Raw genomic sequence first — 12,731 nt, 5'->3', positions numbered from 1 at the left:
GGTTTTTATCAGATTTTATTAGTATTATTGTATAAAAAATTGAAATATTTGGAAATTAATTACAGCTTAGATGATGTTAACGATGTCGCAAAAACACTCTTAAAGCGTGTTACATCAAAGACATTATTATTATATGGAGAAATGGGGGTTGGTAAAACCACACTTATAAAAGCCTTAGCTAAGGCTTTGGGCAGTAACGACGAAGTAAGCAGCCCTACCTTTTCTATAGTTAATGAGTATGAAACAGATAACACGTTGATATACCATTTTGATTTGTATAGAATAAAGGACTTAGAAGAGGCTTATAATTTTGGAATAGAAGATTATTTGTTTTCAAATGATTGGTCGATTATAGAATGGCCGGAAAAAATTGAAATGATTGTTCTGGAAGCATATGACAAAATTGAATTGGAATTGAACCCGGATCAGTCACGAACCTTGAAATTGAATTTAAAGAAACGTTTAACCGAAACACATGTTGAGCACATATAAATAACACAAAAATCCTCGAAAATTGAAGTTTTACGGTAATACCGTAGCGTAAAATAAAAAAATCATTGTTTTTAACATAATTTTAACATTTAACCGCAAACTTCAAAATACGCTTTAGTTACATTTGGGTAATTAATTAATTAAATCCCTTATTAAAATGAAAACCAAAAAGTATTTAATCGCAATCGCGATATTCGGAGGAGTGTTGTTTACAGCTCAGGCAGTTAACGCTTATAACTTAGATGGAGCAACAACAGTCAAAATCGACAAAACGAAAGTTAAAATACCAGGCCAAGAACGTTAATAAGAAAGAGCTGGTAATAGGAAGTGTAATTGCGACTTTAATAGCAGTTACCCCTTATGTATCTACAGTATGGGAAAGTGTTCCGGCTACTAAAAGTTGGGACACTTTTTTTGGTGTTTATACAAGCAACTACTACGAAGACATTCAAGTTCTTACTTGGACTTTACTTGGTAAAATTATCCCTCTTTTATTATTATTAGTCTGGATGTTTACTTGTAGACATTGGTGGTATCATATAATACTAGTTCCAATAGCAATGTATTTATATCAGATAATAGAAATATTTAATGACGACCTAAGATTCACCGAGGTAAATCAAATATTTTACTTACTACCTGTAATGGCTGTTATGATACCTTCTATTTATTTAATAAGAGCTAGAATATTCAATAAAATTAATGAAGCCAACAAAACCTTAGAAGAACTCGAAGAAGAATTTAAATTGTCTCCGAAAAACTTTTGGGAGACAATTAAACAATATTTTTAATCATTTTTTACTAGTCTTTCTCGCTCAACTGTGCTGATAACTTTTTCATTATTTTTTAAACTGGTGTTCCCGAAATTATAATTAAAACCTAGAACAAATAACCTATTCTCTCTTCTAGAATTTAATTTTATATCCTGATTCAAGTATCTTGTGGTTGTAGAAAAGTTTTGTCCGTTAAAAAGATCTTGATAACCTAAGTTTATGGAGGCTTTATTTGTCCAAAATGTTTTTTTAAGATTTATACTTAAACCAGATCTGGAACTTATAACCGTCGGCCCATCCGCTATTGGAGAGATGTGCAGATAAGTAATATCCAATAATAGACTTTTATCTTTTAGCAGCTCAAAATAATTATTTACCTGTGAGTAGAAAGACCATTTACTATTTCGCTCTAATTGGTTACTACTTTCTAATGCAAAAAACTGGTTGTCATAATAAAAAGCAGAGAGTAACGTATACAAATTCCATCGAGGTACAATCGGAGCATAAGTAGTAAAGTCTAAACCATATGAGATACTCTTATCAATATTAGTATTGATATACTTCAATATTTTGTCGGCATTATCTTGGAATACTATTTGGATGGTAGGGTTGTTTTCATATCGATAATACAATTCAAATGTATATTTTTTATTTATAGTATATCCCAAGGTAAATGAATCGTCTATCTGTGGTTTTAAATTAGGATCTCCACTTATATAGGCATTATCGTTTAAAAAGAATTTAAAAGGGTTTAGCTGAGCATACCTAGGGCGATAAATACGGCGATTATAATTAAAATACAATGCATCCTTATCATTTAGTTTGTGCAACAGATGCAATGATGGAAAAAATTTAGTGTAATTGGTCTTATTTATCTGTGCTGTAGATAACGAATTGCCACTAATACTTGTATGCTCAACTCGTAGGCCAGACTTTAAGCTCCATGAATTCCAATCCTTTGAAAAGCTGACATAGGAAGCGTAATTTGTTTCATCATACAAAAAATTGTCTGAGTTCTCTAAATCCTCTTCCTTAACATCATTTACAAAAACATACTGCGTTAAAATATTATCGGAGCTTATCTTAGAGACTTTTGCACCAGCCTCAAATAAAGTATTGTTAGCATGGCTTGGTAGCTCGTAATCCAATTGCCCTGTTGATAAATGTATATGTTGGCTCGTAAAGGTTTGAAACTTATTTCTCCTAAACGGTGTTTCATTATCAGGAAAAAAATATCCCGTACTTACATCTTGGAATCCTGAATTATCATAATGCGTATTATGTATACTGGCCGATAGTTTTTCTCCTTGTCTTTTAAACTTATGAATATAATCTAAGGTGAAGGCCAAGTTAAAGGTTTCTTTTACAGAATTGTTAAACGTGTTGAATATAGAATCCAAGTTTTTATTTGCATCAAACACTTTAGTTGTAGAATTAACACCCTTTTTTGTATTTTCCCTTGGTTCAATCAATACATTTGCTGCAAAGCTTAAGGCATCTCGCTTGCTTAATTCATAATCGATATTGGCATTGATGTTCTGGTTGGCAGACTTGCTTCGTTCCTCGGAATCGGATTCCCATTTGGAGGTTATGGCATTATTATCCATAAAATTAATGTGCTCACTAACCTCCCTAAAATCTTTTCGTGGATTAATATTATAATTTATATAAGTGTTAATTTTTTTACTCTTAAAAAAATGGCTTGTACCAAAGCTGTATTTGGGATACTCATGTCCTTGCTTGTAATTTCCAAAAACACTACCATTATAGCCAGCTATAATATTCTTGCTCGTAACAATATTAAGCACAGCACCGCCTTCTGCTTCGTACTTGGCTGGCGGATTGGTAATAACCTCCACAGATTTTACATTGGTAGCCGAAGTGCCCTCTAAAAGCTGCTGTACTTCTTCTATAGACAAATGCACCTTCCTGTCGTTTATATAAACGGTTGGCAAGGTGTTTTTTACGGTTATTTTATCGTCATGCACCAAAACGCCCGGTGTGTGTTTTAAAACGTCCAAAACATTGGAATTGGACAAAGTAGAATTCTCAACACTAAACACCAAACGATCAACCATGCGTTTTACGGTTGGGCGTTTTGCAACCACCACCACACCATCGAGTGTCTGGTTAGCCTCCTTTAAAACAACAGTACCAATACTTGTGTTTTCTTTTAGGTCGATAGCGGTTTCATAAGATTCAAAACCTAAAAAACTAATCTTTAAAACATAAGCATTGGGCTTGACCCTTTCCAGCTTAAAATCACCATTTTCATCAGTGGTAGCGCCTCCAACAGCCAATGAATCCTTTGCATTTAACAACACAACGTTGGCATAGGCCACCACCTTATTATCTTGATCCAGAACACGGCCAGATATCACAAAATCTTGTGCAACACTCGAAAGGGAACATAAAAACAAGAGGAAAGTTGTTAGTTTAGAGGCCATACATTTTTATATCTCTACAAACTTAAAATAATTAATTTATTTATCTAAACTGTTTCTTGTAAAACCTATCACCTTTAAAGTTTTTACAACCAATCTAATTTCTTAAATATAAAAGCGTAGCGGTCTTAGGTCAATCTTTTGCATGACTGTGATTTTTACAAATAAATTATGAGCCTAAAAACTTTAATGATTATTTTAGAAATTGCTTAGCAATAAGAAAATTATTTGTAATTTAATTTTTTAAACCAATTAAAAACATGTCCAAAGCCATTTCTCCCTTTACCAAGCAGCAATTAATTCCGCAAGAAGAAACCCTTGAAGTATTTAAGCATAAAGGTGAACTTTTTATTGGCATTCCAAAGGAAACGGCCTTTCAGGAAAAACGCGTATGCCTAACACCAGATGCCGTATCTGCACTTGTTAGTAACGGGCACAGGGTTTTAGTGGAATCTGGCGCAGGGCTTGGAGCGAGCTTTAGTGACAAGGATTATAGCGAAGCTGGCGCAGAAATAACCAAGGACACGGCCAAGGTATTTGCCTGTCCTATGATACTTAAAGTGGAACCTCCCAGTTTAGAACAAATAAAACTTATCAATCCGCAAGCCATACTCATATCGGCACTTCAATTAAAAACACAAACGAAAAAGTATTTCGAAGTTTTAGCGGCTAAGCGCATTACTGCCCTGGCCTTTGAGTTCATCCGTGATGCCGATGGCACCTACCCTGCCGTACGCTCCTTAAGCGAAATAGCAGGAACGGCATCTGTTTTAATCGCAGCAGAGTTACTATCGGGAAACAATGAAGGTAATGGGTTAATGTTTGGGAACATAAGCGGTGTGCCACCAGCCGAAGTCGTTATCATTGGTGCAGGGACAGTTGGCGAATTTGCCGCCAGAAGTTCATTGGGTCTGGGAGCGAACGTAAAAATATTTGACAATTCGATTACCAAACTGAGACGCATTCAAACAAACTTGGGTCGCCCACTTTTTACATCTACCATACAACCAAAAAACCTAACAAAGGCACTTAAACGTTGTGATGTGGTTATTGGTGCGGTGCGGGGCAAAAACAGGTCACCTATTATCGTTTCTGAAGAGATGGTCCAAAACATGAAGAAAAGGGCCATTGTAATTGACGTGAGTATAGATATGGGTGGTTGCTTTGAAACCAGTGAGGTAACAACCCATAAAAATCCAACGTTTATTAAACATGATGTTATCCATTATTGCGTCCCCAATATTCTTGCAAGGTATTCCCGTACAGCTTCCATATCAATAAGTAATATTTTTACGCCTTACTTATTGAAAATAGCGGAAGAAGGTGGTATAGAAAATTCTCTGAGATTTGATAGAGGTTTAAAAAATGGGTTGTATTTTTACCACGGTATTTTAACCAGTAAATCGGTTGGTGAATGGTTCGATTTAAATTACAGCGACATTAATTTGCTCGTATTTTAACAATCCTCTATGCTATTATGCGTTCATTAGCCGCTTCAATTAAAAGTTTTTACATTTTTATATGACTTTATTACAACGCATTGGATATTATCTGGGAGGGTTTTCCATAGGATTGATCGTTTTGGCCTTCTTCTTAAATGGTAAAAAAGTTTCTTGTAGTTATGGTCCCCAGGCAAGGGTGATAAAAAATATCAATTCCAAAAAGATATTGTTTAGTGACGATATTCAAAGAGCCATTACAGACAAGACTGTTGATTCTACAGGTATTCGCTACATATTAAAACAAGGCGACATCGATTTTTCAAAAAGTGAAACGCACAAAAAACCCTGTGCAACTTATATTGTACAGGGGCTTTATAATGAAAATGATATTGTTTTAACGGTTGAGAATTGCGACAGTATAGCTACCGTAATAAACTTTGCTAAAAAATAAGTTATTTGCTTACTATAAACTTGAGGCTTTTCAAGAAAAAACTATCGTTTTTTTCTTCGTTTTCTCTCTTTAGACAACAACATGAGTTCCCGCCCCGTTTGTCCGGCCACAGAAGTGTTTTCTTCCGCTCTTCTTATAAGGTAGGGCATAACATCTTTTACAGGACCAAACGGAATGTACTTAGCGACATTGTAGCCTCTTTTTGCCAAATTAAAACTTATATGGTCACTCATTCCGTAAAGCTGACCAAACCAAATACGGTCGTCATTGGCTTTAAGTCCTTTTTCCTGCATAATATCCATTAACAAGTACGAGCTTTCTTCGTTATGGGTCCCAGCAAATAGAGACATATCCTCTATATTATCGAGCATATACATTACTGCTTTATTGAAATTAACATCGGTAGCCTCTTTATTAACACAAATCGGGGACACATAACCTTTTTCCTCGGCACGTTCGTTCTCTTTTTCCATATAGGCACCACGAACCAATTTATACCCCAAATAGTAACCTTCTTTTTTGGCTTCTGCATGTTGTTGTTTTAAAAACGCAAACCTATCGTGCCTGTACATCTGTAAGGTATTGAAAACAACCGGTTTTTCGGTATTGTATTTTTTCATCATGGCCGTCACCAGATCGTCGGCTGCATCTTGCATCCAGCTCTCCTCTGCATCAATTAAAACAGCTATATTATTTTCTTTGGCCTTTTTACACACTAAATCAAAACGATCTACTACTTTGCCCCATTCGGCCTGCTCTTTATCTGTAAGCGTTTCTCCTCTACCTAGTTTTTCATATAAATAAAACCTGCCAAATCCTGTTGGTTTAAACACAGCAATTGGCATAGCATCGATAGATTTTGAAAAATCAATAATTTTAAGTGTTATATCCAAAGCAGCGTCAAACTCATTCTCAACTTCCTTCCCTTCTACTGAATAATCTAAAACAGAGCTAACACCTTTATCGTACATTTTTTCAATCACGGGCAAACAATCTTCTTCGCTAACCCCTCCACAAAAATGATCGAAAACCGTAGAACGTATCAATCCATCAACAGGTAACTTGGCCTTAATAGCCAAATTAGTAGCTTTGGTTCCAATACGCACCAAAGGCTCTATAGAAATCATTTTAAATAAATAATATGCACGTTCTAACTCAGAATCACTTTTTAAGGAGAACGCAATTTCTGTATTATCAAATATTCGATCTGTACGCATTATAAATGAAAAATTTTCGCAAATATAATTATCCTAAGTTACCATTTATATAAAATTCTCCTTAATTTCACAGCCTTAAAAAAAAAGCAATTATTTTATGGATTCTATTACAGCAAACAACGGGATAATTCACTTTAACGACGCTTGTTTCCCCTCTATAAACCAACACCTTAAAGAGAACAACTTTTCTAAAATCTTTATTTTGGTTGACGAGAACACACATGAAAATTGCTTGCCTTATTTTTTATCCAAATTAGAAACAGACACAGCCATAGAGATCATTGAAATCGAAGCTGGCGAAGAACATAAAACTATAGATACGTGCGTAGGGGTTTGGAATACACTTTCTGAGCTTGATGCAGACAGGAAGAGCTTGCTTATAAATATTGGTGGCGGTGTTATTACCGACCTTGGCGGTTTTGTAGCATCAACATTTAAAAGAGGAATAGCCTATATTAATGTGCCTACGTCATTACTAGCAATGGTAGACGCATCTGTTGGAGGCAAAACTGGCGTTGACCTTGGTCATTTAAAAAACCAAATTGGTGTTATTAGCACACCAGACATAGTACTTATTGATACTCAATTTTTAAGTACTTTACCACAAAACCAAATGCGCTCTGGTCTTGCCGAAATGTTAAAGCATGGACTAATTAACAATGTATCGTATTGGAATAAGTTCAAGGATTTATCGAAATTGACTTTAGATGATTTAGACGAGCTTATTTATGAATCGGTACTCATAAAAAAACATGTTGTTGATATCGACCCTTTTGAAAGTGGACTAAGAAAGACCTTGAATTATGGTCACACCCTGGGTCACGCTATAGAATCTTATTTTTTAAGCAATCCGGACAAGACAACCTTATTACACGGAGAAGCCATTGTTATTGGGATGGTGTTAGCCAGCTATATTTCAACAGAACTAACAGGTTTCCCAAAGGAAACCACATTAGAGATTAAAAACATCCTAAAAGGACATTACGGACACGTTGAAATAACAGAGAATGACTACCCTCAAATAATGGATTTGCTCAAGTACGATAAAAAGAACTATCACGGCAACATAAACTTTGTCCTTCTGGAAGCCATCGGGAAACCTAAGATTGATTGCCTAGTAGAAGACAAAATTATTTTAGAAGCCTTCAAATTTTATGCGAGTTAACTTTTAAATTCAAAATAATTTGTAAATTTATAGAAGTTGCTATTTCTCTCAGAATAGAATTAGTTTAATGTCAACCAAAAATTTTTTTAACTATGAAGAGAATTATTGTTGATTACAAAAAGCTAACCCCTGAAGTACTGAAACTTCTAACAGAAAAATTTCCAGACGGCTATGGGGATGACGATATTATAAAGTTTGACGACCATCACAACCAAACCATTGAAGCGGTAGAAATAAGAACTAACGAAGCTATTTATTTAGTAAAAGTGAGCAGTAAACTTCATTATACGATGACTAATTTTGACAAAGACAACGTTGAAGTTAATGATTTGGGAAATGTTGTGGTTGATACTGGCGAGCCCATAATTTCTTCAGAAATTTTAAAAGACGAAGAGGAATAGTATAATTTTTACTCAATAATCGATTTTTAAATGCCCTAAGCCTAGCCTCGCGTGAATGTTCTGAGGTAGTTATGCTAAAAGAAAAGTCCTCACCAATACATTTTTGCATATGCATTGGTGAGGACTTTTGCTATTAGAATCTTTCTTCTTAAGAATTACATTTCATTAAAAATAGAGTGCATCAATCGTTTTTTATCATTTATGCTCTCTTCTAGAGAAATCATGGTCTCTGTCCTGTAAACCCCTTCAATATCATCTAGCATAAAAATAACCTCCTTAGCATGCTCAGTACTTTTAGCCCTAATTTTACAAAAGATATTGAATTTCCCTGTTGTAATATGTGCAACCGTAACAAAAGGTATTTCGTTAACGCGCTCTAAAACAAACTTTGTTTGTGATGTATTATTCAAAAATACGCCTACATAGGCAATGAACGAATACCCCAGTTTTTTATAGTCTAAAGTTAGGGACGAACCTCTAATAATACCGGATTCCTCCATCTTTTTCACCCTAACATGAACCGTTCCGGCCGAGATCAATAGTTTTTTTGCAATATCCGTAAAAGGAATTCTTGTGTTGTCGATTAACATATCAAGAATTTGGTGGTCGATTTCGTCTAATTTTATTTTCCCCATAATTAACTATTCTTAAATAAAAATCAAAAATAGTATATTTTTATTAAAAATTACGGACAAATGATGCCCTTTATCCCAATAATAATGAGATTTTTTCATTTTTCATAATTACGAAAACGTTTTCGTCTCCCGTTTTTAACGACTGACCATCTGCTCCCAATACCTGCAATCGATTTGCATTTAACTCTTTATGCCCAAAAAAACCATCCAAATTACCAATAGATTCAATTTTTGGTATAAATTCTACTTTGCTATCCACCAATTTTTCCTGATACAATACACCTACATCAGCAATAGTTTCTTCTGTTTCAGTTCCTAAGTTCACATTTCTTATAATAATATCTAAAAAACATTTTTCATTTTCAGGAATATCCAAGTAGGACTTATAATTACTACCATCAACATTATGTTTCGCTATATAATCAAGAGAACTCAACAAAGAAATATAAATGTATTCCCGCGTATGCTCTCTTTCATAATCATTATGAAAATGACCAGCTTCGAACAAAATGGTCGGCACATTTTTACTCTGAAAGGTATCACCAACGCAATTTAAATTAAAAGCGTCGTCGTAAACCCCTATTTGATTAGGTATAAGCTGTTGCAAGGCTCCGTTCATAACCCCAATAACTTCCATAGCAACTTTTCTATTAGCTGTAATTGTACAATCTTTATCCTGTGCGGGCGCTAAAAACGAAACAGTAGCAGGCTTGTTTGTCTTTCCCGCACTAAAAATAGTCCGTTGCCCATGTAGATTATAGCAAAAATGAGGCTTGAAGGCCTCAAAAGCCTGCTTTAAAACCAAACTCTCGGGCTGGGACAACAACTGAGCATCTCTATTTAAATCGACCTCATTGGCATTAATACGTGTATAAACCTTGGCTCCATCTGGATTTAAGATAGGGATAATATATAATGTGCATGCTTCTAGAATATAATTTAAACTGGAAACATTGACGAATGTATTCAATAAATCAAATATTGCCTTTGTTGTTGTTGATTCGTTACCATGCATTTGAGACCACATTAATATCCTTTTATTGCCAGTGCCAATTTTCAATCCCCAAATACTATCGTTTAAAACAGATGTTCCAATTACTTCCACATCCACATGTTTTTTTAAATCATCTAGCAAATGTACTATATGACTATTAGTAACATATCTATGTGTTAATGTGTGTTCTTTTTGCCCCTGGAATAGAGACTTAATTTCTTCTACTTTCATCAAAATTATTTTACCGCACAAATGTAAACAATTACACTTTTACAATTGTATACATAAAGATTTTATTGATTTGTTTACAATTGTTTACAACTTCTATTATAAAAACAAAGACCAATGCAAAGGAAAACAAACAGCAAGAAGAGTAAAATCATAATAAATTTATTATCAGCTTATTAGAGTCATTAATATAAATTATAAATTTAAATAATTTTAATCTTTTTAGCACACAATTCAGTAACCAACATATTATTTACTACATTTGTAAACAGCAAATCTCTAACTATGTTTTTACAATGGTAAACAATGAAGCATTCGCTAAAAGACTTCAATATATCATGGAATATTACGGTGAATCGGCTTCCTCCTTTGCGGAAAAGGTAGGCGTTCAACGCTCAAGTATTTCACATATATTATCCGGCAGAAACAAACCCAGTCTTGAGTTTGTTTTAAAGGTTCTTTCTGCTTTTCCTGAAGTAGAAATTTATTGGCTACTAAACGGCAAGGGCTCCTTCCCTTCCACTAATAAACCGAATGCTTTTGAAGCAAACGAGTCTCCAGTCAACCCCAAGGAGAAAGATCCAAATGTTCATACACAAAAAAGCAAATCCATTGAGCGCATTGTTGTCTTTTATTCTGATGGCAGCTTTAAAAGCTATGAAGGCTAAACATATCAACAGGTAGTGTTTTGGACGGTTTTTTCAACTACAAATCCATAATTCTTTAGTAGTTTTGCTAAAACTTTTTTTATGAGGCTCTTGATCCTTCCCTTTTTTTTAAGCCTTTGTGCATGCTACCAGACAAGCCGCAATTGTGTTGATTACAAAACTGGCACGTTTTATAGCGAAGTTACCATAGATGGTGTTTTGTATAAATCTAAATTTAAAAGAACAGAAGTACTCCAAATAGAAACTTACAACAACAAAATAGATTCCGCCCAGTTAAGATGGATAAATGACTGCGAGGTTGTATTTAAAACCATTAATCCCAAGAATATGGCAGAACAGAAAGACATCCATTTAAAAATACTAACAACAACGGATTCCTCTTATACATACGAGTATTCGTATGTTGGAGAGGTCATCAAACAGAAAGGAACAGCCTACAGAGCTGATTAATTAGCTAATAAAAAGGGTATAAAAACGATTCAACAAGCTCAAACTTAAGCTCTTTTTCTTTAGTGATTTCATAAGTCAAGAATAGCTCTCCCCAATACTGTCCATCAGAGAAATCGGCAATAATCCACTTATGATTTAATAGCTTAACGGTATTTATGAGCATTTTTCGACCTTCACTTGCAGCATATGGGACAATTGGGTGCTCACCTTTCACTTCGTTTAACTTATAAAGTTCATCCTTTATAAACGGCATCAACTCACTTACGTTATACCCGTCTGCCTCAAAATAACTTATGGCGTCTTCATTTCTATCTAAATTAAAATGAGACAGCGTTAAAATATCATCTTGCATTACAGCAATAGAGTCCTTGTACTTTTCAAGCTTTGCTTTATTACTTTCAAGCCTACCATTTAAATCCTCAAAAACACGCTTGGCATTTACATACTGGAACAGCACCAGCAATATGGAAAAAACGAATAGGTATATAAAAATCTTCTGTTTCATCACAATCAATAATTTAATGATTTACTCTATAATGTTAACTGAAGGCCATCATAAGCCAAATACACATCTTTAGGCAATGTCTCCTCCACTTCGTCATGGAAACCCAACAAATGACTTATATGGGTAATATAAGCTTTTTCAGGCCGTACTCTTTCAATAAACCGCAAGGCTTCTTCTAGATTAAAATGCGCAATGTGCGGTTCAATCCGGAGTGCGTTAACAACCAATACTTTTATGTTTTTAATTTTTTCAACCTCTTTGTCCGACACGGTTTTCATATCGGTTAAATATGCAAAATCCCCAAACCTAAACCCAAACACCTGCAACTTATTGTGCATGCCATTAATAGGCACAACCTCTAAACCACTTAACTCAAAGGGCGCGTTCTTGATTATGTTTGTTTTCACAGAGGGTGCTCCCGGGTATTTATCTTCTGTCGTGAAAATGTATTCAAAACGCTTTTTTAATTCACCTAACACTCTCTCATGTCCATATATCGGAACATCGCCTTGCCTAAAATAAAAAGGCCTTATATCGTCTAAGCCAATAACATGATCGGTATGCTCGTGTGTAAGTAAAATTCCGTCCAACCTTTCTACATTAGCTCGCAACATTTGTTGCCTAAAATCCGGGCCACAGTCTACAACATACGATACATTGCCCCATTCAATAAGAACAGAAACACGTAATCGCTTGTCTTTAGGGTTGTCGCTAAGACACACGGGGTGCTTACTGCCTATTATTGGAATGCCTTGAGATGTGCCTGTACCGAGAAAAGTTACTTTCAAAAACGTTAATTTTAGACAAAAATAAGCTTATTTTTTATTTTACCTATCTTATTTAATACCTTTGTAAGCATAAGATAT

General features: G+C 34.7%; 14 protein-coding genes. 8 read left to right on the top strand and 6 right to left on the bottom strand.

All coding sequences use genetic code 11. The annotated features are described in order from the left end of the window. Positions 1-39: 39 nt before the first annotated feature. Positions 40-492 carry a tRNA (adenosine(37)-N6)-threonylcarbamoyltransferase complex ATPase subunit type 1 TsaE gene (gene tsaE, locus ABD792_RS16120; RefSeq protein WP_345007395.1) on the top strand — a complete coding sequence of 151 codons (453 nt, stop codon included), beginning with the start codon at positions 40-42 and terminating at the stop codon, positions 490-492. Between the two features lie 242 nt (positions 493-734). Then, positions 735-1,283 (top strand): hypothetical protein, encoded by a 549-nt coding sequence (locus ABD792_RS16115; RefSeq protein WP_345007394.1) that lies wholly within the window; start codon positions 735-737, stop codon positions 1,281-1,283. On the opposite strand, the gene ABD792_RS16110 is transcribed toward ABD792_RS16115, so the two are convergent. After that, positions 1,280-3,712: a TonB-dependent receptor domain-containing protein gene (locus tag ABD792_RS16110; protein WP_345007393.1), complete on the bottom strand. Its 2,433-nt coding sequence runs from the start codon at positions 3,710-3,712 to the stop codon at positions 1,280-1,282. The genes ABD792_RS16115 and ABD792_RS16110 overlap by 4 nt on opposite strands. Before the next feature lie 257 nt (positions 3,713-3,969). Between ABD792_RS16110 and ABD792_RS16105 the strand changes: the two genes are divergently transcribed. After that, on the top strand, positions 3,970-5,169 hold the full coding sequence (locus ABD792_RS16105; protein WP_345007392.1) for an alanine dehydrogenase: 1,200 nt from the start codon (positions 3,970-3,972) through the stop codon (positions 5,167-5,169). Positions 5,170-5,230: 61 nt separating this feature from the next. Beyond that, positions 5,231-5,602 carry a hypothetical protein gene (locus ABD792_RS16100; protein WP_345007391.1) on the top strand — a complete coding sequence of 124 codons (372 nt, stop codon included), beginning with the start codon at positions 5,231-5,233 and terminating at the stop codon, positions 5,600-5,602. Between the two features lie 41 nt (positions 5,603-5,643). Here the strand turns inward: ABD792_RS16100 and ABD792_RS16095 are convergent, their stop codons facing one another. After that, a complete protein-coding gene (locus ABD792_RS16095; RefSeq protein WP_345007390.1) occupies positions 5,644-6,819 on the bottom strand; it encodes a proline dehydrogenase family protein in 1,176 nt (391 codons plus the stop codon). A gap of 97 nt (positions 6,820-6,916) precedes the next feature. Here ABD792_RS16095 and aroB point away from each other — a divergent pair, with 97 nt between their 5' ends. Next, positions 6,917-7,984 (top strand): 3-dehydroquinate synthase, encoded by a 1,068-nt coding sequence (gene aroB / locus ABD792_RS16090; RefSeq protein WP_345007389.1) that lies wholly within the window; start codon positions 6,917-6,919, stop codon positions 7,982-7,984. Between the two features lie 92 nt (positions 7,985-8,076). Further along, the gene (locus ABD792_RS16085; RefSeq protein ID WP_345007388.1) at positions 8,077-8,385 is read left to right on the top strand and encodes a hypothetical protein; all 309 of its coding nucleotides are present in this window, start codon (positions 8,077-8,079) and stop codon (positions 8,383-8,385) included. A gap of 155 nt (positions 8,386-8,540) precedes the next feature. Here ABD792_RS16085 and ABD792_RS16080 read toward each other — a convergent pair whose 3' ends face one another. Together ABD792_RS16080 and ABD792_RS16075 are read right to left on the bottom strand one after the other, a co-directional pair. Continuing rightward, positions 8,541-9,020 (bottom strand): Lrp/AsnC family transcriptional regulator, encoded by a 480-nt coding sequence (locus tag ABD792_RS16080; RefSeq protein WP_199115414.1) that lies wholly within the window; start codon positions 9,018-9,020, stop codon positions 8,541-8,543. A gap of 70 nt (positions 9,021-9,090) precedes the next feature. Next, a complete protein-coding gene (locus tag ABD792_RS16075; protein WP_345007387.1) occupies positions 9,091-10,245 on the bottom strand; it encodes a M14 family zinc carboxypeptidase in 1,155 nt (384 codons plus the stop codon). 293 nt (positions 10,246-10,538) lie between these two features. On the opposite strand from ABD792_RS16075, the gene ABD792_RS16070 reads away from it, so the two are divergent. Beyond that, positions 10,539-10,910: a helix-turn-helix domain-containing protein gene (locus tag ABD792_RS16070; protein WP_345007386.1), complete on the top strand. Its 372-nt coding sequence runs from the start codon at positions 10,539-10,541 to the stop codon at positions 10,908-10,910. Between the two features lie 81 nt (positions 10,911-10,991). After that, entirely contained in the window at positions 10,992-11,360 is a 369-nt protein-coding gene (locus tag ABD792_RS16065; RefSeq protein WP_345007385.1) for a DNA topoisomerase IV, read from the top strand. Between the two features lie 4 nt (positions 11,361-11,364). Here the strand turns inward: ABD792_RS16065 and ABD792_RS16060 are convergent, their stop codons facing one another. Together ABD792_RS16060 and ABD792_RS16055 are read right to left on the bottom strand one after the other, a co-directional pair. Further along, positions 11,365-11,865, bottom strand: coding sequence for a hydrolase (locus ABD792_RS16060; RefSeq protein ID WP_345007384.1), 501 nt, complete (start codon positions 11,863-11,865; stop codon positions 11,365-11,367). A 26-nt stretch (positions 11,866-11,891) separates the two neighbouring features. Continuing rightward, positions 11,892-12,653, bottom strand: a complete 762-nt coding sequence (locus ABD792_RS16055; protein WP_345007383.1) for an MBL fold metallo-hydrolase — start codon at positions 12,651-12,653, stop codon at positions 11,892-11,894. Positions 12,654-12,731: the final 78 nt, after the last annotated feature.

This window comes from Snuella lapsa (assembly GCF_039539345.1).
GTDB lineage: Bacteria > Bacteroidota > Bacteroidia > Flavobacteriales > Flavobacteriaceae > Snuella > Snuella lapsa.
This window is presented reverse-complemented; position numbering and strand designations above follow the sequence as displayed.